This window comes from Sphingobacterium zeae (genome assembly GCF_030818895.1).
Lineage (GTDB): Bacteria > Bacteroidota > Bacteroidia > Sphingobacteriales > Sphingobacteriaceae > Sphingobacterium > Sphingobacterium zeae.
Genome location: NZ_JAUTBA010000001.1, coordinates 2,713,761 through 2,736,680, shown reverse-complemented (window position 1 = coordinate 2,736,680; position 22,920 = coordinate 2,713,761). Strand labels below are relative to the sequence as shown.

16 protein-coding genes are annotated in these 22,920 nt (G+C 35.0%); all 16 read right to left on the bottom strand.

Annotation, left to right across the window (positions count from 1 at the left end; translation table 11 throughout):
• Positions 1-126: 126 nt before the first annotated feature.
• Positions 127-2,268, bottom strand: a complete 2,142-nt coding sequence (locus QE382_RS11400) for a hypothetical protein (protein WP_307186002.1) — start codon at positions 2,266-2,268, stop codon at positions 127-129.
• A 345-nt stretch (positions 2,269-2,613) separates the two neighbouring features.
• On the bottom strand, positions 2,614-4,950 hold the full coding sequence (locus QE382_RS11395; protein ID WP_307186001.1) for an nSTAND3 domain-containing NTPase: 2,337 nt from the start codon (positions 4,948-4,950) through the stop codon (positions 2,614-2,616).
• A gap of 136 nt (positions 4,951-5,086) precedes the next feature.
• The gene (locus tag QE382_RS11390) at positions 5,087-6,214 is read right to left on the bottom strand and encodes a restriction endonuclease (RefSeq protein WP_307186000.1); all 1,128 of its coding nucleotides are present in this window, start codon (positions 6,212-6,214) and stop codon (positions 5,087-5,089) included.
• 100 nt (positions 6,215-6,314) lie between these two features.
• Positions 6,315-9,437: a reverse transcriptase domain-containing protein gene (locus QE382_RS11385; RefSeq protein ID WP_307185999.1), complete on the bottom strand. Its 3,123-nt coding sequence runs from the start codon at positions 9,435-9,437 to the stop codon at positions 6,315-6,317.
• Between the two features lie 131 nt (positions 9,438-9,568).
• Positions 9,569-11,326: an ATP-binding protein gene (locus QE382_RS11380; RefSeq protein ID WP_307185998.1), complete on the bottom strand. Its 1,758-nt coding sequence runs from the start codon at positions 11,324-11,326 to the stop codon at positions 9,569-9,571.
• Positions 11,327-11,328: 2 nt separating this feature from the next.
• Positions 11,329-12,534, bottom strand: a complete 1,206-nt coding sequence (locus tag QE382_RS11375) for an SIR2 family protein (protein WP_307185997.1) — start codon at positions 12,532-12,534, stop codon at positions 11,329-11,331.
• A 25-nt stretch (positions 12,535-12,559) separates the two neighbouring features.
• Positions 12,560-13,093: a hypothetical protein gene (locus QE382_RS11370; protein WP_307185996.1), complete on the bottom strand. Its 534-nt coding sequence runs from the start codon at positions 13,091-13,093 to the stop codon at positions 12,560-12,562.
• A 28-nt stretch (positions 13,094-13,121) separates the two neighbouring features.
• Complete coding sequence (locus QE382_RS11365) at positions 13,122-13,853, bottom strand: hypothetical protein (protein WP_307185995.1); 732 nt, start codon at positions 13,851-13,853, stop codon at positions 13,122-13,124.
• Positions 13,854-13,863: 10 nt separating this feature from the next.
• Positions 13,864-14,916: a YbjQ family protein gene (locus QE382_RS11360; RefSeq protein ID WP_307185994.1), complete on the bottom strand. Its 1,053-nt coding sequence runs from the start codon at positions 14,914-14,916 to the stop codon at positions 13,864-13,866.
• Positions 14,917-15,055: 139 nt separating this feature from the next.
• Complete coding sequence (gene istB, locus QE382_RS11355) at positions 15,056-15,805, bottom strand: IS21-like element helper ATPase IstB (protein ID WP_307185993.1); 750 nt, start codon at positions 15,803-15,805, stop codon at positions 15,056-15,058.
• A gap of 59 nt (positions 15,806-15,864) precedes the next feature.
• A complete protein-coding gene (istA, locus tag QE382_RS11350) occupies positions 15,865-17,430 on the bottom strand; it encodes an IS21 family transposase (protein ID WP_307185992.1) in 1,566 nt (521 codons plus the stop codon).
• A 554-nt stretch (positions 17,431-17,984) separates the two neighbouring features.
• Positions 17,985-18,848, bottom strand: coding sequence for a restriction endonuclease (locus tag QE382_RS11345; protein WP_307185991.1), 864 nt, complete (start codon positions 18,846-18,848; stop codon positions 17,985-17,987).
• 589 nt (positions 18,849-19,437) lie between these two features.
• Positions 19,438-20,067 carry a hypothetical protein gene (locus QE382_RS11340; RefSeq protein WP_307185990.1) on the bottom strand — a complete coding sequence of 210 codons (630 nt, stop codon included), beginning with the start codon at positions 20,065-20,067 and terminating at the stop codon, positions 19,438-19,440.
• Positions 20,068-20,143: 76 nt separating this feature from the next.
• Positions 20,144-20,515, bottom strand: a complete 372-nt coding sequence (locus QE382_RS11335) for a TetR/AcrR family transcriptional regulator (RefSeq protein ID WP_307185989.1) — start codon at positions 20,513-20,515, stop codon at positions 20,144-20,146.
• Between the two features lie 201 nt (positions 20,516-20,716).
• Positions 20,717-21,919 carry an FAD-dependent monooxygenase gene (locus QE382_RS11330; RefSeq protein ID WP_307185988.1) on the bottom strand — a complete coding sequence of 401 codons (1,203 nt, stop codon included), beginning with the start codon at positions 21,917-21,919 and terminating at the stop codon, positions 20,717-20,719.
• 235 nt (positions 21,920-22,154) lie between these two features.
• Positions 22,155-22,850, bottom strand: coding sequence for a VIT1/CCC1 transporter family protein (locus QE382_RS11325; RefSeq protein WP_307185987.1), 696 nt, complete (start codon positions 22,848-22,850; stop codon positions 22,155-22,157).
• Between the last annotated feature and the right edge of the window lie 70 nt (positions 22,851-22,920).

Below are 22,920 nucleotides of genomic sequence, written 5' to 3'. Positions count from 1 at the left end.
TATCAAGTTTGAGCCTATCCTCAAATTTAATGTAAAGTTGGGATATGGTGAAGTCCCAGTAAAATTATCCCAACGTGTAAATAAGGGAAAGCCTAGAATTTTTGTCTAGGCTTTTGGTTTTCATAATTAAGTTGCTAGTATACCTGCTGCGCGTAGTTTTGTTTTTAAATCTCTCAGTTCAGTTAAAATTTCCTTCACTTCAGATTGAGTGTAGGTTGGGGAAGGACTAGTGGCTTTATCAGATGATGGTGCGGATTGATTCACTATACCTTTTGTTACAGTTGTGGCATTAACTTGAAGATTTTCTACCCAAGATGTCCCGCTCCACCATACTGGCTTACCTAATGTGGTATCATAATATTGAAACCCTGAAAATTCAGTTGTCAGCACAGGTCTTGAAGCAGTCGTTCCATTTATAGGAAAACCTTGAGCGTATACATTACCTTTCTTGGAATTTACTTTCCATATACCGCTATAAGACTCTAGATTAACCTCTGATTCACCGAGTATATTTATACTTTGATTGTTTCTAGGAAATAAATTAATATACTGATCTACAGTCCTCCCGTTAACCGTACTCGCTGTTTTTCTTGGAGTCTCTGAATAAATACTAATTCGCTTACACGCATTAACTGCTAAACTAGGTAGAGTTATTATTGAGCTATTTTTTAAATTTATTAGATATTCGGATACACAGGTCTGATTTGATAAAGTTAAGCCAGCGGTAGTGACATTAAGCGTTACGGGAGTTGACATTCTTATGTCTACAGATTTTTCACTCCCAGAGCAATAAACAGGAGCATCAATAGGCTCTGACCAAGTTCCTATATGCGTGTAACTATTTATTTTAACGTTTTTGTATTTATTTGTAGACGAGTTAATGGGCTCAAGATATATGCCTGTTATAAGGTTGTTATTATAGTCATTTATATAAACATTATTTATATTGATATGCCCATAAGTTGATTGAACTGCTTGCTGGACAAATGAGATTGCATTTTTAACCTGTCTGTTTGATGATTCTGTAGCACTTTGAGGATTAGCTATCGATATGCTATCAATATTTATAGTTAATCCGGTGTCTGCAACTCTAGAGAAAACAATGCCCTGTTTAACTGGGTTGTTTATTGTTATAATTTCAATTTGTATTTTCCCAATTATTCTATTTGTCTCAACGGCCCCATCAGAAGTTACATCGACAAAAGGAAACCTAATCGCTCCAGATCCACCAGTGTTAGGATTAGATGTGTCCCCGTCATATTCAGATACTATTGTCTTAACTTTGCAATTAAACACGCCATTGTTGTTGTAGGCTGCATTTTGCATATATGCAGGAACAAATTCAACTCCGCCATTCCTATTATAAGCAGTATAAATATTATCTATAACAACATTGATGATATCCACCCCAGTTGGGTTCGGCTCTATGTCAACACCATACATTGGAGCAGTACCCTTTATAATTCCAGTGTATCTTGAATCTATATTTTGAATATAGAGAGCATCACAGCTTATAATTGAAATTCCGTTCCGCCTGTTGTAGTAAGTAGATAATGTTCCGTATATATTTACATTTTTATTTTGAACAACAATAGACCCATCACCGTTACGTGAAGTTGCTATAGCGAAACCATCTCCCCAGCATTTATCAGCCCTTGGATTTGTCAGTGTTACATTTTCACACCCATACACAACTATTCCGTGTCCATATTCTCCCGTAGTGCCAGTATGGGTCTCAATATCACCTTCTACATATGCATCATTTATTATAACATTATTAACCTTCGTAAGATTAAGTATAGCTGTGCTTGCATCGCTGTTTGTGATAGATTTAAGTTTAGAATTATTTCTAAAAATCAATGTGGAATTACTTTGAGGTTTAATACCTCCTGTATAATTACCATCAGCCCTACCTCTAGGGTCGACAAAATAATCCTCTGATATTACAGATATCCGCTCGTTTTCAAGACACCTGTTAATCTGGATAGTACTATCTGTGCCTTTTAAAGCCCCATAGTACCTGACATCACATTCTCCGTTAGACTGATACCTTAGTGATATACTATCTAACACTATAATGCTACCTTCGTTATCAGGATCAGTAGTGTTAGAGATATAATATTCAATTGGACCCGGCGTATCACCTTTAGCATAGTATCCCAATAACATCACTCCTTCATAAACTCCTGATTGTAGATCTGATATTTCCATCGAGGACAATGCTCGAAGATCTTGTACTGTATTTTTGATAAGAAATTGATTTGCCATATTTTTATTTGAAAGATACGGAATAAAATGCGGCTATATATTCAACGTATTGATTAATAATTGAGGAATGATCATCCATTTTTTACGATTCTAGTAACTAGGCTTTCATGTTGTTTAAAGCCTCGAATACTTTAATCTTAGCGCTTCTCTAAATTTGAGGATAGGCTCAAACTTTACAGAGGCTTTTAGATTTTGGTTAATTATCCATCTGTAAAGTAAGAACCGTATTAGACCCGGTTTAATTTACACTCCCAAACTGAAAAGAGGTTATTAAATTTTTAATCCCATAACACAGTTGGTGTTACGCTCCCCTGACATGTAGTTCATAGGGCGGATACAGTCATGCTATCTTTGGAAGATTCTCTCTATTTCATTATCAATATTTTTCGCAGAAATCTGCTCATTTGTTCTTCCACTATGAGATATATTGTCGTAATAGTAATTATGATTATCTATATACTGTTGAACAATTTTCTGAATATCAACGTTATAAAGTTCTTCACCTTCTGGAACGAAATCTAATAATTCTTCATCTTCCAAAAAACCTTGATATATATCCCAGGCTTTATCTTTTATACTTTGTTCGGAATGATCTTCATACAAGTTCCCTTCAGGATCAAAAATTACACAGTCTGTTAAATCTTGATCATCTAATATCTCTTGAAAAACCTTTTGAACTGCTTCATTAAAAATAAATTGATGATGATTAACACTCAAATAATCCTGTAAATTTCTTTGATAGATCTTATGGATGTCAATCACATATCGTATCTCGTCGGCTGAATCAATATTTTCGAGCATGAGGTCTATAAAATGATCCCAATTATCTTCAATAAAAATCAAGCACTCATCTAATTGTTCAAGTGAAATATCTACTAAAATAGAATAAAATGCCCAGTCTACCCTAGCCCTATTTTCTATAACGCTGTGTAAAAGTTCAATGACCTGCTCTTGCTTTTGTTTAATGTGGAATGGAAACATGTTGAAAAATATTTTTAAAATCCTATAAGCACAGTTTTGGTTTCCAAAAACTGAACGTAATGACGTTGAACTATCCAGTAAATAATTTATATATATATCTTTTTCATATTCCTGACATGTAAGATATCTATTTCCATCTTTTCCAAATCGTTTCTCAAATTGCTCTATATATATGTTGGATAACCAAATTAACTTCCTTTCTGAATGATTGTCCTTTAAATAATCAAGCAAAAAATCTGTTATAGATGGATTAATAAAAGAAATTAGCAACTTGCGCGTTTTCGCATCTTTTTCTGTTTTTAGAAAACCATCCTGAAGCTTAATTAGACAATTGTTAAAAGTATTTACGTCATCAACCAACTTTCTCGATCTATTCTGCACTTCAATTCTATTATCAAAAGCGTGTTGTAATATTTCGGAGTCTACTCCCTTATCACCAAACGTGAAAACAGTTTCTAAAAAAATTTGATCATGTCTGCTTAGCTGATTTTCAAAAGCCATTTTCCAAATTTTCTCCGGATTGTCTAGATTGGCAAATAGATATTTTTCCACCGAGCTAAATCCGGAGTGGTTGAAATTACCTTCTTGTGTTAAAAATTCAATTAAACGGGGGTAATAATTAGTATGTTCAATTATTCTTAAATAATTCTTGTTCGTAAAGAAAACCTCCCTAAATTCCTCCGACATACTAAAATGATATAGATGATTATATAAAATTTTGGCTTTTTCCAATTTTGTATATGCCACAACTTTAATTTCATAATTAGAAATATCCTTTATTCTTTCTCTTTCAAAATGTTCAAAACGTTGATTAGCTTCTTTTAGTAAAGTAGTCCTAGAAGTAAAAATTAAATATTTATTGACTGATGATTGTATTTGTTCTATAAATCTTATGATTGTGGATTCAGGATTAATTGGCGAATAGAAATCTGCCAAATTCGAACCTAAAAAATCATCAATAAATATAACTTGTTTATCTTCATTTTTTTTTGATAAAATTTGCTCAGCGTCTCTAATTGCACGATCACTATATATAAGCTTAAACCCATTCCCTAGTAATTCGTAAACAAGCATATAAGCCAAAGTTGTTTTGCCAACACCTGGTTCACCTGAAATTATGATAAATTTGTTTTTATTTAGAATTTCAAATGATTTTCCCAAATGGGTAGTTTGAATATAAAATTTAGAGCGTTTTTTGATCTTTTCTTCTTGGAATTCGGAACTTATAATCTCTGCATTGTGCAGAATTCGCTCCATAATATTTGTACTTGTTAACCAAAGTTTGAAATATTTCTTCTCAATTTCCGGATTTTTTGAAATCAGGTTTTCAACTATCCTTCGATTATAAATATCTCCAGTCTTTTTTACATAAGGCTTAAGAATTTTTTTAATTTCGTCTGCTTCCTGTGGGTTCAGTGCCATTGATGTAAAGACAATGTATCTTTTAGGCTTGTCTGACAACTTATCCAAATTTTCTTTTTCCTTCACCAATTGATTTTTTAAATCCGAAAATTTCGACCCTATGTAGTGCTTAACTTGCACTATTATTTCGTTTGAATACTTGCCACTATACCTTAAATCAATTCCACCGTCCTTACCTGCTTTAAAAATTTCAAATTCTTTACTCAATCTTGCTTCAAGTAAGTCTTTTGCTAAGTCCTCAAATTCTTTGTCATTAAGAACTTCAAGATTATATCTCATAATAAAAACAAATGATTTAAATAATTTTCTGTCTGATCCTTATGTAATCTTCCCTTAGCTAACTCCAGATCTTAATTTTTCCTTGGCTTCCAGTATAATAATTGTGTCTATTATTTTCTGGTCTTTTTGGTCAACATTATTCTTCACTCACTGTATAATTTTCTAAGATGATCTCATCTTCAAAATTGGAAGAATAAGTTTCAACACTTTCTTTCTCTTCAATCCTAGAATTCATCTCCAAATATAGTAGTCCTGTTTTCATAAAATCTTTTGAAACTAATTTCCAAGGAATAACCAAACAAAACGGAAATTCAATATCTGGGCGTAAACATATTTTATCAGAAATTATTTCATCATTTGGAACTAAAATTTGATTACTATTTGTGAACTCTAAATCGCTTGTACTTTGATTCCATCTCAAGTTATATTCATACTTGGATGAATCTAGGAATTTCATTTGTTTTGAAACAATTTCTGTTCTAAAACAATCATCGCTAAAAGAAAGATATAATTTAAAATTTTCTAATTGTAAATCTCCAATATTTTTTAATTTAATCGAAAATGTGCAGGAACTTTTATTGATGCTTTTTCCCGTTATAAAATATCTGACAGGTTGTGCTTCAGTATCAATATATCGTCTTTGTTTTCTTTTTTCTTTCGGATTTAAAATAATTCTAAAATTCCCATTGCTAATGATTTTTTCCTCTACAAATTTATAGTGAATGTGGTTTTTAATTAAAATTGGACTGAAAGTTTCATGAATTTTATTATTACATAATGTTACATCAACTCGAAAATTAGTCTTGAAATTTTGTTTTTTAACATACCAATCGTTTGCTCTTTTATTTTGCTCAATGAGATAAACAATGTCTTCCCAACAAAAAAGATGAACTTCAAAAAAACCCTGTTTTAGGTTTTCAACATTTTTAATCCGAACAAATTCTTCTATTTTTTCATCTTTATTTGCTGTCGTCGCAAAATATAGTTTTTCTAAATTTGGCTTGAACTCTTTAGCCTTATTAATTTCAGAACATATTTCATTTTCAGTTAGCTTTGACTTTGTATATTCATCTTTACCTTTACATTGTATTCCAAAATACTTTGATTCATTTCTAGGAATCCCATAAATATCTACACCATTTTGAGTTTGTCCGGCCCGTCCATTTTTCTTTATTTCTGAACAATCCCAAATTTCTCCCCATAGAACTTTACATAATTCTTCAAAATCTTGCCAATTTTCAGGTTTTAAAATCTGTTGTTTCATTATTTCGCTTTATTCTTAAGATCAAATCGTCCTTAAATAATTGTAAGTAACCCAATCTTATTACTGACTCCTCATTTTTATAAATTGTCTATGATATTATTTAAGCAATAATACATTCATTATTTATTCTTTTCTCAACATTATCTACTTCAAAATCAGGCGGGGTAGGTTTAAATGTTCCATCTTCTTTTTGTAGATAGTGGTCTTTTCGTTGAAATTCTCTTAGTTTATCAATTTTAAGCTTTCCAATGATGATAGACGAATTTTCTCCACCTTTAATTTGAAGTATATTTCTATCTATAGATGAGGAAGGTTGTAATACTCTCGAATCCCCAAAATCAGAAGAGTTTACTTGGATAAAATAGCAATGTAAATCCCTAACCCACGATCCTGCTATATCAGAAAAATAATAAATATCTCTATTATATTCAGAAGCAACGATAAAATCAACTTTAGACTTAAACAATGCCCTATCATGAATATCGGCAAGTTCAAAGCAATTATAAGTCGAAAAATATACTCCCCTCCAATTAAACAATGTATACACTTTTTTGTAGTCTTTTGAAATATCCCGCGGAACCAATAATCGATTTCCTTTTAACAACTTATTCTCCTCTGGTGAATAATGATTTTTCAGCCTTAAGTTGATAAGACACGTTCTATAAGGTCCTTTTTCAATAGGTAATACAACTGCCATCAAATTAAATGCAATCTTCGCATCATTTACCCAGTGCTCTAATCCTGCAATTATACAGGTATTACTTTTCTTAGATTGATGGCACAAGAGAGTAACCCATTCACATGGAATAGATACTTCAGGTAAAACAAAGATATCAGCTTCTTCTTTCTCAACCTCATTCATTAGTCTGAACAACTGTTCTCTTCGTTCCTTTTTTACATTTGCTTTATTACGAAAAGAAAGCTCAATATCTTGAGGATTCATTTTAACATTTGCTAAAGCAATCTTTTTATCCTTTGTTTCTTTTCCTGTAGTGGAAAAAACTCGAACAGTTTTGTTTTCATCCCTTAATTTATCACCCTTAATTTCAAAATATAATTTTCTTAAAGCATCGACTTTTACTTGATCATAATCTATACATTTCCATTGGAAGTTTATTCGCCAGTAATCATTAAAAGCAGCATTAGGAATCTCGACTATATCACTTGAGACTCTATCGGTTGTATTTTTGATAGAACTTAAGGTTTGATAAATTTTCAAAATGTTTATCTCGTGAAATTGGACATATCTAGGTGCTAATTTGATTGACCTTGTGCATAGATCCAAATTACCATCAATAAAATCCTTATTGATCTTACTCCTTTCGCGTTCTAGAAGATTGGAGCCAAAATCCTCTGTTGATAAATATTTGGTATAGTTCAAAGCAGGTATTGACACCCACGTATTTCTAAACAAATTTGCCTTTCTAAAACTTTCTGCCAAAATTCTAATATCGACATCACAATTATTAATTTTTGAAAATTTAAAGAGGTTAAATTTCAAGTGATAGGCAATTGAAATTGCAATTGATATTTTTAAATATTCAAGTAAATCTTGGCGAATTTTCCGTTCAAGATCACTATTCGGAGAATTTTTATACCTGATATTATTTATAGCGATTCGTGTTTTATTAAAGAACTTAAATAACGATTCATGTTCATTATTGACAACAAAGAATGTTGCTACTTTTTCCCATAGAGTATGAAAATCAATTCCAATTTCTCCTTTAAAAAAAGTCAGTATCTGATTATTATCTTTTTTATTCTTTTTACTCTTTTCGGTTAAACTAGATGTAAAAATTTTTGCCGCTAGATACTTTGATGCTCCGTATTTATCCTCCCTAAATTCTTTAACGCTCCTAAGCTTATTTATCGAATCATTATATTGCATTGAAAATGCCTCTTCGTCAAATTCTTTATCTATTTCGTCTTCGTTTGGTAGATACCTAAATTCGCTACGATTTTTCTCAATATTTTTTTTAAACTTATTTATCAACGCAGGAGATTCATTATAATGAAAATCCTGTAGCATAACTTTAGAGCTTTGTATCCTTAATGAATCATATCCCTTAATTTTAAATTTGATCTGATTAGCATGATGTAAGAATACGTAATAATCGACATTTTCCGGATCGATATCAGAAACAGACACATCAACAAAGAAAGGTACATTTGTCTCATTGGTATCTTTAAAGAAAAAATTATCCATAATTTCAGACAAATCAAAACTTAATAGACGTCTTTTTACAAAGTAATCATTTAAAAATCTATTGACGGGAGAAATGCTTTTTTGAGAAACTCGTGTATTTGTTAGAACTATCATTATATCATCTACATACCTACCATAGTATACTGGATTTAATGTTTTCTTTATTTTTTTATCAAAATCATTAAGATAGTAATTAGCTAGTACCCCTGACGAAAGTAATCCAATCGGTAATATTGGAAAATCGAAGCTATCATTTGACAATCCATTGAGACAATCGGTATAAACCTCATTTATCATAGGAACCAGGTCAAATAGTTTCGAAAGCTTTGGTGATGATCTAACTTCAATTCCTGATTTCGATAGATCTTCTTCTAGTTTGTCAAAATTCATTCTCACTGAATGAAAATAATCTTTAACGTCTAAACTTAATATTACTGCATCTTTCTTCTCCGAGAGTATCTTTTCAGCAGCACCAATAGCATTATCTCTCCAAGATTGGTATTGGAGATAATACGGTTTAAAAATTCTGAATCCATTTACTAGACTTTCCTTTTCATCATCATCCTCTATTATCTCAAGTTTGTAAGCATAATTATCCTCATCAATCAACTTATTAAGATGTACCCCAATCTTTGTAATCCACAACACAGAAATAAGATGAACCTCTACAGGTGCATCAATAAAGTAGTTTATACGATCTAATAATATATCTTCTGAATTGGTTCTATTAGTAAGAAGATTCCCCTTCTTACCTAATAAAGATTTTGGCGTTACTTTGCAACCTATTACTTCCCTTAAATAGTTACAGATTTTGGAATTCGAAGAATTTAATATCTTGAGAACACTTTTGAATTTGATTGATAATGATCTTTCAAAATTTTCACCGTATTCGATTTCTTCTTCAAATTCAGCTATTCGTTGCTTTATAAATAATGAAGTGTTGTCATTATAATAGTAATTCTTAAGCTTTTTATAAGCTAAAAACACCTCTTCATATGTAAATTTATTTTGTTCCATAATTTAAATTGTAAATCCGAATAACACTTTATTAGGGATGATAGTGTTAGCGACTTATTTATAAGATTGAATAGTGTAAAATCTCTGCTCAGAGAAAGTATTAGAGAAGCCGATAGCTAAAATCAATATCTTCATGGCAATAAATTCTTTTTCCGAAATTTTGGTGTATCAAATATAGGTCTAATCTTAGGGAATTCAATTTTCACAGAAATTGGCATGGGAAAATCCACCCCCATTAGAATTGCTTCTCCTGCCCCTAATGACGGAAGAAAAGATAAAGTTTCTTTATTAGCTGTAGAACAAGCGCTCGCAATCGCTTCTCTATCCTGATAATTTATTAAACGATGTGTAATAAATGTGCCCATTTGGCTCAAAGTTCCTGTTGGAATATCTCTTGGCATTTGAGTAGATATGCAAAGGAACAAGCCATATTTCCTACTTTCTTTAGCGATATTATCGAAAGCATTTAATTCAGTACTTTCAAAATATTCATCTTTTATTTTTTTATTTAAGAATTGATGGGCTTCATCCACAAATAATATTAATGGATTTTCTCGAAATATCTTTGTCCTAGCTAAATTCAACAAGTATCTTCCTATTGAATTTGCCACAATCTCTCTAACCTGAAAATCATAAGGTACATTTTCAAATCCAATTCTTAACACATTTAATTTCGGGTCATCTATAAACTCATTAATTGTAGAAATTAAGTTATTTGTTTTGGGTTCATTGAAACCAAACATTCCGGAATAATTACTATCATTAATAACGTTATTAATGCGCATAATTAGACTGGTAGCGTTACCATAATTTCTCTCGTCCCTATTATTAACCCATTTATCGTTTGCGATCTGATAGCATTCGTTTCCAATTTGTTTATGAAGACATTGAATATTGAAACTGTTAGTTGAAAAATCCTCTATAATATCTTTATGCAAAAAGTAGGCGTTATTATAAGCCGCTGTAAAATTTCCTTGTTTGACAATTGTTCCTTTATTTATCACTACCGGTTGATTTTTGTAAGTGAAAATGTCGTTAACGCCATCATTAGAATGTACAGCATTTGGAATACTGCTCATTAAGCACTCAGCAACTTTTAAAGATTTTATGGCCTCCAATAGTATTGGCTGTTGAACCTGACCAGATGGTCTGAAGAGAACAAAAAGATCATTGACTGTTAAATTTCTATATGGAAAATGACTTTCTGAAATTAATACAGCGTGCTCAACTTTAGGATGATTGTCAAAAGTTGAATACTCGCCAGTAGGATCAAATATAATTGCCTTAGCTCCAGTTTCAATGCCTCCTTCGATAAACTTGCTAATAGTATAACTCTTTCCACCTCCCGTTGTTCCTACGACGGCGCAATGGCGACTAAATATTGCCTGCAAAGAGATGTCAACTGGAACGGATTTATCGTATATTAAACTCCCTAATCTAAATATCGGAGAATCCTCTATGTTCTCAGCTTTTATTCCAAAAGTCTTAAAATGTGTTGAAAGAAATTCTGAAGAACATATAAAAACCTTTGATCCTATTAAGGGAAGGCTATTTATTCCTTTTTCAATCTTTGTAGGATCAAATAAATCGAAAGATAATAATACTTCTATTCTCCCAACTGGATGAAATTCCTTGGTAGAAAAAGTTCTCTCACTGAGTTCCAACCTTTCCTTTTCAGGAAGGGCAACCTCTAACAATTTACCTAAAAATCCACGGTCCTCACCTTCGATTACGATATAATTTCCAACGAGCCCACCGCGTAAAGATTCTGAGTGGTGAATAAATGTTTTCATCAAAATAGATGATGGAAAATGAACTTTAATATAAAGTGGAGAAACAAAATTTACATATCCTAAGAAATGACTATGATCAAAAGGACTATTACCCATATTTAGCTATTTGGAATATTTATGATTATTTGCTTCGAAGTATCTTGGTTATATGATTTAAGATCCGGATAATTTTTTGCAAAATCTTCAAAGGTTTCGGATATGATTGATATGTTCGAATATTTTCTAGCAGCTTCTATAAAGGGGGCCAGATTGACATTTGAATCATCAATGCCTCGATTAATAATCATAAGTTGAAAACTAGGATTCTGCTCCAATGCTTCGATAATTGAAGTTACTATATGCTTGTCGCCGAAGCTAAACCCTATTGTGATAAGGAATACATTCTCTTTACGCAAGGAGGATTGAAATCTCGACATCATTTCAAAATATGGTTGCTCATAAGAGCTTTCATATTTTGATTGGTGAGGATAGATCATGATGGGATTATCAGGCACTTCCTTTTGGAGAATTCTACCGTCTTCTCTTTCCCAATTGACCGATCCGTGTAATTTATATAGGTGAAAAACTTTTTGAATAAAGTTATCTTCTTCCTTAACACGACTAAGATTACGTGATACTATATCATAATCATAATTTCGTCCACTGAACGTTCTCGGATACGAATATGAGAAACCGTCTATGATTACAAAATTGCTTTCACATGCTGCCTGTTCAAACATCATATCATAATTAAGTGTAAAGAGTTTAAACCGAGGTAAAGTTACCTTACGTTTGGTCATTTTATTAAGCAACAATGTATGTGGAGAATTGTCCGGAAGAATTAACTGACAAGCGCCTTTTATAAAGTCTTTTATCTTGTTAACACAATCCTCAATATCTATTTCGTCTTTGGGTATAAACGGAATAGCCGGTGTAGCCATTGAAAGAACTCTTTCAAGATTTTTAATAATTGTACCATCCTCCCAGCGATCATTATAATTTATAGTTTTAAGCAATTTATCGAAAATAGCAGGAGTCAATAACGCCTCAGCATCGTTCCAGAGGTCGACCATTGATTTGCCTTTCTTTACACCTTTTCCCCATCCTATTGAAGATCCAGCGCCAGTTAATAATAATAAATTCTCAAATTGATTATTTAGAGTATAAGCATACTTGTTCCTTTTAGTAGCTTGAGCATAATCAATCCTATTTTCTGTACTTTCGCCAAAATCATGTTCTTTACCGTCGATAAATACTTTGATATTGTTTTCATCCTTCTCATCATAGGCAACGGAACTTGTATTGTTTAAAAGAAGATTTACCATTTTAATATTTCACTAAAATTTGTAGTTATTCAGTTTCTGCTCCTTCTTGATAAAAAGACAATCCATTTATACCGCCGTGTCCGATATTAAATTCGATAAAAATCCCCAAGCAATATTTTAGCGTATTTCCATGTTCCTCAGAAGTGTAAGATTTCAATTTTAAATCGTCATAGCTTTTACCGTAATAGGAATTATTTTTTTTAATTTCAATGATTAAGATATTGAAGTCATTTGATCCTCGCCTATGTACAATAATGTCTGGATAAACTGAGCGAGATAATACCTCTACTTCGTTTAAGTCCCTCTCCGCTTCTTTCAATCCATTTATTTCAACGATCCTATCTCTTAAAATATGTATATGTTTTTTATTATCGTGATTATCTACATCCCCATTGTATTCACAATCAACATCATATTCAGTAAACTGTATCTGTAATTTTTCAGCTAACTTATGAGCGATAGCTCGCTCACTAATGTTACTGATCAACAAATAATTGTCGCTTTCAAGAAAATTGTTGAGTGCAACATCGAATCTCCTTTTAATTTCTTCTATATCCATATAAAATAGTATTTAGCAAGGTCAAAAACTATTCGTCCGTTAGCTCTAAACCTTGAACTTGTGGTATTCTTAAATATCCCAAAATGAGAAATAAATCATTTTCAATATTATTCTTAAGGTTCGAATTGAACTTTTGATATTCGTCTGAGGCTTGAAACAATTGATAGTGATTTTGAAAAATGTTCAGACTTTGAATCAATTTTGAATTAATATTGTGAGGAGCTATACTTAATAAATACCTCTTATCATCATTATTTAAAGTTGTATTGACGATTACATTGTAATAAATCTCAAATTCGATAGCTAAAAAATTTAAAGCCCTTGAGTAAATTCGAAAATTATCGTATTCAAAAAAACGAAGATCCAGATTTAAGGCAACTCGATTAAGATCCGAATTTTTATTTATGAACTCTGCCAAGGCATTACTATTATCTAATGACAATTTAGCCTTAGTATGTTCCAACTGCCTGAATATTAAATCTAATGCTCTATTGTAGTCTGTATCCCTTTTATTTTGGGATATTTGTTTGCTTTGGGAATCGTAGGTTGCAAATACGAATATTACGGTAATAATGTTCATTAATAAAGCCATTAATGCAATCACTGAGTTAATGCCGTTATATCCATTTTCATTATCAACTATTATGCCTTTCCAATGAGAATATATGGCAAAACCAATAGCAAAAAAAGCTAAAACAACACCGATTCCTATGCCAAAATATAAGATGAGAGTTTTTTTGTTGATTTTTTTTCTATCCATAATATATGCGTTAAAGAGCTTCCTTATTAATTACCCGAATCTTCCTATCAACTATTTCCTGCACTTCTTCCGGTTTCAAACTTTTCTCACCAAAACCTCTCTTATCCCGTGTGCATGAACTACAGTCTGAGTTATCGAGCTTATTTGTATGACCACATTCACATCGCCACACTTCTTTTCCACTTGAAAACATCCCCTTAGATTCTTCAACTTGTACAATTTCGGGGAAGAACTTGGCTAAAGCATTTCGTTCTAAACTTTTCAGAATAGCGACATCTTCCTTTGAATACCAATCTTTGTCTAAAGAGAATATTTTCAGTGCAATACGTCTAGCATGTATATTACTATTTAAGAGGTTAATAGCTCTTGTGTAATCTATAAAATTGGATGAAGTGATAATCGCATTGATACGTTTTACTTGTAAGGTTGTCAAATTGCCTTCTGATAAAGCATCATAAAGAATAGCAATGGCTTCCTCATCTGGTAAGTAATCAAAATAACGGAATAGCATTTCCAGCTTTTCTTTTGGAGTTTGTTCTATACCATAATCCTCATTCATTGCTTTGAATACAAGCGGCTCAAATTCCCTTAGGCCCGATGTAGCGATAAATTCGACGGTGTCCTTATTGATAGACTCTACCGATTTATAATTCTCCAGAATAATATCTGCTCGGACCTTTTGCTGAATCAGTTCACCATCCAATAGATCATCCTGCATATCCACAGGAACGCGGGTAACCTCTTTGAGATGTACTGGTGTTCCCACTGCAGTAATCATAAACATCTGACTCCCCTTTCCTGAGATTTCGTCGATATCTACGCTAAGCCCAATAATAGCATCAGCACGAATAGCCTGTACACGCTGCTTGAGCGTTTCGGTAACACGTTTGTACATCTCCTGCATCTTCTTCTCATAGCTGGTAGAGCGACCTCCAAAGAAATCTACATAGCTCGCTCCTATATCGCTAAAGACAGTGGTGACGATGACAACATTGGCTGCTATTGGATCATTATATCGTGAAATCTCTCTCCCTTCGATGGAATTGGTTGTGGTTACTATCATGGTTTGTCACTTTTCAATAGGGTAAGGTTAATACCCAAGTGTAAATGGTAAATAAGAATGCAGCATAATTGGTAATTTGGAGTGCAGCATTTTCGGCACTAATAAATACACAATCCATTCCAAAAGTATGCTATAAAATTTACTTGTCCAAGAACGTTTTTCTATTCTGCATTCTATAGCTTTCTCCTGTGAGGTTTATCACTTCGCATCGGAACAATATCCGATCTAAAAGTGCCGTTGCAATAACTTCATCCTCCAGCATTTTAGCCCATTCTGTCGGCTTCTTGTTTGTCGTTACAATGATGGAGGTAGATTCGTAGATCTGGTTGATGAAATTGAAGAAAGCGACTGCGACATTTTTTTCCAGAGGAAACAGCATGACATCATCAATAACGATGAGGCTCGCCCGCAGCATTTTTTTGTATTCAGCAGCCTGTGAACGTACAAAGTCCCTTGTCTTTAAGGTAGAAACGATCTCTTCCATCGTCCTGAAATACACATGATAGCCTGCCTTGACAGCGTCTCTTGCCAGGCCTGCTGCAAGCATTGTTTTTCCAGTTCCACTGGGTCCCATCAGCACGAGATTAAACAGCTGGTCAATCCAGTTAAGTTCCCGTAGTGCAGCGAGCCGTTTGTCGGTAAGCCCGTTACATTTGGCTTCGTAGAGCGATAGGTCGTTGTTTTTTGGCAGAGAAGCAGATTTCATCCGTCTGCTCTCATCCCTTTGCCGGCGGTGCTGCTGCTCGGCTCTGAAAAGACGGGAGAGTAGCTCCAGATAGCCTATCTGCTCATTTTCTGCCCCCGATAAGATATCATCCAGGCCGGCAGCTATCGCTGAAAGCCTGAAGTCGGCGCAGAGTTGTTTTACCTGTTGTTTTTGATTGTCCATAGTTATTGCCTGATAAGATTTATATATCCCTGTCGAAGCAACGACAGGGAGTGATTGTTTTAGTTGCAGCCGAAAAGCGCCTCGTAATCATCTAAGTGACTTTTCTGGGGTTCAATATCCAGTTGTGTACTGCTGTTTCCATTCAGAGGGTTCAGCCGTATGATCTTGGTATCCAGCTCAGGCTCCTGCTTTTTTTCCGAGCGGATGTATTCCAGATAGGCTTTAAAATCCGTAGCGCTCAGGATGTTGTTGGCATGTACATAATCCAGCGCGCGCGATATCTGTGCAGCACTGTTATCCTTTACAGTACGCTCGACCATCTGCAACTGATCCCGTATATACCGCTTTTTGTGAAGTTTTATGGCCAGTATCCACTGCTTTGCCTTAACCGGATCTTCGAACAGATTGGAGATCCGATCAACTATTTCTGCTATTTTAGGCTCCATGTTCCGGCCATGGCTGCGCAGTATGATCTTTTTGCCCTTAAGGCTGGATATATCGTGCGTGCATATTTCTTTTCCACAGAGATCCCGGATGAGCAGCTTACCCGCAAGTTCGCTCAGCTGCACTTTAATGGTTCCCGCGTTGTAGGTGCCGATGGGGACACTATAGAAATTGCCCTTATACGACACTTTGTTGTCTTTATGGACAGCGTAAAGCTTTTTTACCGGAGTCTGCGGGGCTATTTCATACCACATTTCCAGCAATAGCTGTTCGCGGTGCAGTTCTTCCAGTGGGATAAGTTTCGTCGTACCATGGGGCAGATTGTTGGCCGTACGGAAAAGCCAGGCCCGGCATTCATCGTTGAGCGTATCCAGGTCACGGTAAGGCCTATTGTAGAGAAAGTTCTGCTTTACGTATTTGACCACATTCTCCACTTTCCCTTTGCTCTGGGGATCGGCTTTACGGCAGAAATGAAGTTTGATGCCACGATCGCGTACATAGCTGGAAAACTCGGAGGTCAGGACGATGTCACCGAGGTTTTCCGATACCATAAATAACCTGTCCTGATCATAGACGATCTCACGGGGCAGTCCACCGATAAACCGAAAGGCCTCTTCATGGGCAGCGATCACCATAGCCGTGGTAAAGGGCACATCGCTGAAAACAACAAACTTATAGCGGCTCCGTGAGAGGATGAAGGTAAAGAACTGTACTTTTTTCTGCTTACCGCGCGTAGTGGTCATGTTGTAAAAACCAAAGTCAACCTGCGCCTGCTCACCATAGGGAAGCTCCGCGACCATCTGGAAATCGCGGGTGCTCACTTCTTTGGGGATGTTGAACTCCGCCCGGATATCCTGAACAAAGTTGAATACGGTCTTGGGGCTGACTTGCGGAAAGTCAGGGTAATGCTCCCTGAGCCAGTCATGCATCTGGGCCGCTGAGGTATCGTTATACAGCGACAGCTTTTCATTTACGAAATCACGGTAGGGATCCAGTAACTTTTTCTTGGAAGGGGGCGCTTCCAGTTCTTTTTGGTAACTTCGGTCGTCTTTGCTCAGAAGCTTTTTTACAGTACGCCAGTTCAGGCCGAGATGTTCGGAAATCCTGCGAATCGAACTGCCTTCCCGATGCATTCTGTGAACCTCATGATAGGTCATAAGTTTACTTAAATAATAGTTCATAAATAACTTTGTCTTTTGCTCCGACAAAGCTTGTTTTTTCTTTTGGGACACCGCGTCCCAAAAGATGAACTATGTATTGATTAGTGCCAATTATGCTGCATTCCTTATTGCCAAAAACGCTGCACCGTTATTGCCATTTTTGCTGCACTCTAAATTGCCAAAAGTTGTGTATACTGATTTACCGATTACACCAAGTCTAATATACATTATTTATGGTAAATTAAGATGTTTACAGATATTAATTTTCAATATGATTACAATTTGTAAGGCTAAGGTATGAGTTTGAAAGAAGTTATGGTTACGGGAAACCGTAACTGATTTATTCGACCGTTTTAATAAGGCAATAAAATAAACAAAAAAGCCCCCCTTATAACCATTAAGGGGGGCAGTTTTGGCTAGATGTCCGCTTGAGCTAGATGTTAACCGGCTTTGGGCATACATCTACTGTAAAGATCGCAAATTATTTTGAGATGATAGTTGTTCATTTCGCTGAAAATGTTGTTCAAAAATTATATCCTAATAATAATTTAATTCCAAAAGGCTATTTCACTTCATCAAATATTATTATCATTTTCACGATCACTCCAGATCAACCCACTCTTCGATAATGAAAACCGCCGTTTATCAAAAAGTTCTTCCATGATCATCCACACCTGATCCGTCAATGTAAAATATTTTTTGGTGCTTAGATCATCTATAGTTAGAAATCCGGTAACAGAAAATTTTTCGATGGCTAGTACTCCGTTTTCAACATCCAGGAATAATTTTCTATCCGTTGAATAATCAAGTGTAATATTCTTTAGAACCTCTCTCCTTTTGGTAACCTCAGAAGCAAATTTTAGCAGATACGGTTTTAAGTTAACTTCTCTTCCACAAGCATCACGAAGATTAAATAAATAGGCCGCACCTATCAAAGGATCAAAATGAATAGTTTTATCTACAAAGGTTATACTGGTTATATTAGCACGAGTGCGTGTAATGTTTAGACGAATATCCAGAGTTCCAAATTCTATTTCCTTTTTGTAATCCACATCACTCTCTCCGGCTTCCCAGAGCTTAACTAGCTTTATACCTTTGTGTTCAGCATACAATACGGTGTCTTTGGTAAATCCTGATTTGCATACAATTATTCCTTTTTCTATACCCAAGTCAAGCATAGTTTCAGATAGTTTCATTACAATATCCTTATTAGCTTTCTCTTTGCAGTATTTACATTCAATCGCAGTGCGCATGCTTTTCGTACCATCTAATTGCTCAGTCAAGACATCAATCTGATGCAATACACCAGATTTACCTCTCAACTTACATGTATTGCCGTAACCTAAGACCTTGATACCATATTGCGAACCAAGGGACTCATATACGTATTTAGTAATGGCCTCGTAGTCTTGCCAGTTTATTTCCGATGTCTTAGACATAGCTAGTTTTTAAGTTACATTGATTATATAAAATGTGAAATTCATGTAATTGAATTAAATCGACACTGAAACCTATGCAGTTTGTTCAGTCCAATAGCTAAATCATATTTTTATTTCCGATTTCTATTAATCCAACTATTGTATATTGCCAATTCTAACTCAGCTATAGAATCAAATGATTCTTTACTCATCCTTACTTTGACAAATTCAATAAATAGTTTATAGGTTTCGACATTATCCAATTCCGTCCAGTTAAATAAGAATTCATATTTTAATACCTGTTGAATCATTCGTTAATAAACTTTTTGGGATAAAATAGGTCTTTTAACAATACAAAAAATAAACCATTTAGCGTTGCATGGGGGATTAAAATAGCACTGACAAGCCGTTAACCATAATTTTATTCCAGAACTTATTCTTCATAATATATCTAAGGCCCGTCATAAAGTTTCTTTCAAAAAGTTTTAGTACGGCAATTAAGAGTCAGTATTCTGCCAAAATATTCTTATTTTTTACGAATCCATTTCAAATACCATGATAGCCTACAGCAAAATTTTACAATATGATATTGTTTAGAATAATACGTTCCTTATGGAACTAATCTATCCAAATCCAGGAGATGGTATTCCGATAGTTCGACAGAATTTGGCCTGACACTTTCTCGCCAGCTCATACTTCTATGACAGGACGGTCCGGCCTGATATTGACCGGAGCTACCTATCTCCTCTACAAATGAGAATAAATAGATTTTATGTTCCGGAAATATCACTTCCTGTTCGTATATGAGCGGCTGCTCCTTCAAACTGCGGCTTAATTTCTTTATTATGGTAACAGGATCCTCCAGAAAAACCGGAATATTCATAAAAGTTAGCTTTTTACAGTTTTCATCAACGAAGATTTCTGTAAGTCGGCCAGATGTATATTCAAAAGATAAACCGTTTGTCCTGAATTCCACAACCCTGTCATCCATTGCAGGACCAAACTCTACGATCGCTTCTGAAACTGTTTTAAAATCTTCGTCATTAAAAAGATCGGGAAAAACTTTATAAAGATCCTCCAGTCCAGCTTGTTGACTTTCAACTGTATCACTTCTTTCAGCCTGAATTGAGCCAATGTCTGCACTAAATCTATCGACCTGCGAACGCGACATGGAAAATTTGATCGGCCCAAGACCTCTTAAAGTATGTACTTGCCATATAATATCACCATGTTCGGACATAACTCTTAATTTTAATAGTTTACACAAATTTAATTTTTTTTCATCAATATCTTGACGGTTTAGATCATTTAGGTAGTCACAAATTAAAGTAATGTTTAAATGATAAGGTAGACTTACCTGTTTGGGTGTTAAAGATGGGACATCCTCCTGCTATATATGTATCGATCGGGTTCTTATAAAAATCAAGATATAAAAAGATTTTCTCTTTCGCAGTTTTACCTTTTGATACAATAGATGCCACTCTTTCGGTTATTTTTTTTAGGAAATAATCTACAACCTGTTCCGAAAGATCCTCTTTTCCATTGAAATGTCCATAAAGACAGCCCTTGGTTAACTTGGTAGCTTCCAAAACATCGTCAATGCTCACACCCGATATCCCTTTCTCATTGTAAAGCGGGCTGGCGGTTTCAAGAATAAATTGTTTTGTTTTTTCTGCTTTTGTCAACATCTGTTTTATTATTTACGCCATAAATATACCAAAAAGTATATTTTGACATTTTAAACATATTATGCCAATTCCGCCAAAAATGTATTTAACCTGTCTGACCTGGTTTGTTAGAAAAAACGATTTCCCGATGAATGACGGTTATATCTGTTTATTCAGTCAATTGTAGATGGATACACTGAACTGGTTCCGGCTAAGTGTTACCTATTCGTAATCTGGTAGTATAATTTCTTTCTTTCTATTCTTCTTATTGTCTTTTTTATCTCCTGAAAAAACGCGCATCAACCATTTTACAGGTTTGCTTCCAACAATGGCTATCAATTGATTTAGGAGTGCAACTCCGACTCTCGACTCCGGATATACTATACGAGGAATACCCGGAGGCAGCTTTTGACACTCTTGAACGTAGGGTTTCATTATTTTTTCGTAGTTACGGAAAGCCTCTTCATAATTACCTGCTCTATAAAGCTCTCCAGCAAGGATATAGGCTCCTGCCAAGGCAAGGTCTGTACCTTTTCCTGCAATTGGTGTAGCACACCAAGCGGCATCACCTGTAATGACAACCCTTCCCTTAGTCCATTTATCAGTCTTGACTTGGCTGACCCTCTCAAAATAAAGATCTTCACTCTCTTTTATCTCATTAACTAATCGTTCAGATTCCCAGCCTGCACCTTGTATACGATCAATAAGCGCTCTTTTCTGATCTGCTTCACTTAGGTCTTTATACGCGTTCTCTTTTGCCAGAAAAGTTACCGAAGCCCTTGTCTTTCCATAATTATCAGGCCTCAACATAAATACAATGCCCTTTGGCGCATTATACCAACGTGCCCATCGACTGTCGCTATTATTTCGAAGGATAGTAAGATAAGCGGTATATAAACCTAAATAGTTAAAACGAGGACGACCGCCAAAGGCAAGATCACGCGTTGCAGAACCGATACCTTCAGCTATAACCACAATATCAAAGACACCCTTCTTTCCACTTGCAAAATCCACCTTGACCTCATTTTCACTTTCTATCAAATCAATGATGTGATCACCAAAAATATATTCTACACGCTTCGCGGTGAGATCGTACAGTATCTTAACCAGATCGCCACGTAGGATCTCAAGTTCCTGAGTCATGCTCATTGAACTATCAGATGGAAATTCTGCTATTGTATGATTGTCGGAACTAACGAAGCGTAGCCCAATCTCGGTGGTATTATGTGCGCGGATCTCTTCTAAAATACCCATCTTAAGCGCAATTTCTTTTGCTGGTCCTTTCACGTCTATATTCTGTCCACCCAGTCTCAAGACTGCTGCACGCTCTATCACGGTAACCTCGAAGCCGTACCTATCCAGCCAGTAAGCCAATGTAGGACCGGCGATGCTAGCACCCGAAACTAATATTTTTTTGTCTTTCATAATTATAATTTTCAATCTTTTGATTAGACAAACAACCTAAGATCAAAGTAGTTCAAAAATACACGCAAATTTTTCAAAAGGGTTCTATAAAAATCCGAAAAAGCAAGTAAAGCTTTTTTTGTGTAAAAACACACTATAAAGTCTCGGTACTTTATACCGGCATATGAAAGACTGAATACAAAAAATGCTGTAATCGAAACTGCAACAAGTACTGAAAGAATTTATAGTTAATGAACTAAGCGATATTTACTCCAAAAAGATGACCTATTAATGCAGTCACACCCATTGCTATGGCACCCCAAAAACAGATCCTGCCCACAGCAACGCCTATATTTGAGCCCCCTGTTTTTGCAGAAATTGCCCCAAGAATCATTAAAAAATTAATCGTAAAACCATATTGTAAATAGACCATCAGCTCAATTGGTGCAAATAATGATACCATAAATGGAAGCACGGCTCCGAGAGCAAAAGAGCCAAATGATGCTATTGCCGCCAACAGAGGCTTGGCTTGCGTTATTTCATTTATCCCCAATTCATCATGAGCATGAGCCCCTAATGCATCGTGCGCGGTGAGTTCTCGCGCAACTTGCTGTGCTGTCTCCGGACTTACTCCTCTCTTCTCATAGACCTTCGCCAACTCCTGCAACTCTAGCTCTGGCATTTCTTCGAGCTCTTTTTGCTCACGCAATAGATCTGCTTTTTCAGTATCTTCCTGCGAGCTTACCGAAACGTATTCCCCCGCAGCCATAGACATTGCTCCTGCAATCAAACCTGCCAACGCAGCCAATACAATGGTATTCCGATCAGGATTAGCGGCCGCAACTCCAATAACAATACTTGTAGTCGATAACAGTCCATCATTGGCGCCTAATACCGCAGCACGAAGCCAACCCACACGATTAACATAATGCTTTTCTAATGGAAGGTGCATAACTATATGTATGAGTAAAAGATAATTAAATGTACTAAATTATATGCTTTTGTGGTAAAGTAATTTCCGG

Bases quoted from the DNA above. Each gene is read 5' to 3' on its own strand.
- QE382_RS11400 (WP_307186002.1), bottom strand. From the start codon at position 2,268: ATGGCAAATCAATTTCTTATCAAAAATACAGTACAAGATCTTCGAGCA.
- QE382_RS11395 (WP_307186001.1), bottom strand. From the start codon at position 4,950: ATGAGATATAATCTTGAAGTTCTTAATGACAAAGAATTTGAGGACTTA.
- QE382_RS11390 (WP_307186000.1), bottom strand. From the start codon at position 6,214: ATGAAACAACAGATTTTAAAACCTGAAAATTGGCAAGATTTTGAAGAA.
- QE382_RS11385 (WP_307185999.1), bottom strand. From the start codon at position 9,437: ATGGAACAAAATAAATTTACATATGAAGAGGTGTTTTTAGCTTATAAA.
- QE382_RS11380 (WP_307185998.1), bottom strand. From the start codon at position 11,326: ATGGGTAATAGTCCTTTTGATCATAGTCATTTCTTAGGATATGTAAAT.
- QE382_RS11375 (WP_307185997.1), bottom strand. From the start codon at position 12,534: ATGGTAAATCTTCTTTTAAACAATACAAGTTCCGTTGCCTATGATGAG.
- QE382_RS11370 (WP_307185996.1), bottom strand. From the start codon at position 13,093: ATGGATATAGAAGAAATTAAAAGGAGATTCGATGTTGCACTCAACAAT.
- QE382_RS11365 (WP_307185995.1), bottom strand. From the start codon at position 13,853: ATGGATAGAAAAAAAATCAACAAAAAAACTCTCATCTTATATTTTGGC.
- QE382_RS11360 (WP_307185994.1), bottom strand. From the start codon at position 14,916: ATGATAGTAACCACAACCAATTCCATCGAAGGGAGAGAGATTTCACGA.
- istB (WP_307185993.1), bottom strand. From the start codon at position 15,805: ATGGACAATCAAAAACAACAGGTAAAACAACTCTGCGCCGACTTCAGG.
- istA (WP_307185992.1), bottom strand. From the start codon at position 17,430: ATGAACTATTATTTAAGTAAACTTATGACCTATCATGAGGTTCACAGA.
- QE382_RS11345 (WP_307185991.1), bottom strand. From the start codon at position 18,848: ATGTCTAAGACATCGGAAATAAACTGGCAAGACTACGAGGCCATTACT.
- QE382_RS11340 (WP_307185990.1), bottom strand. From the start codon at position 20,067: ATGTCCGAACATGGTGATATTATATGGCAAGTACATACTTTAAGAGGT.
- QE382_RS11335 (WP_307185989.1), bottom strand. From the start codon at position 20,515: ATGTTGACAAAAGCAGAAAAAACAAAACAATTTATTCTTGAAACCGCC.
- QE382_RS11330 (WP_307185988.1), bottom strand. From the start codon at position 21,919: ATGAAAGACAAAAAAATATTAGTTTCGGGTGCTAGCATCGCCGGTCCT.
- QE382_RS11325 (WP_307185987.1), bottom strand. From the start codon at position 22,850: ATGCACCTTCCATTAGAAAAGCATTATGTTAATCGTGTGGGTTGGCTT.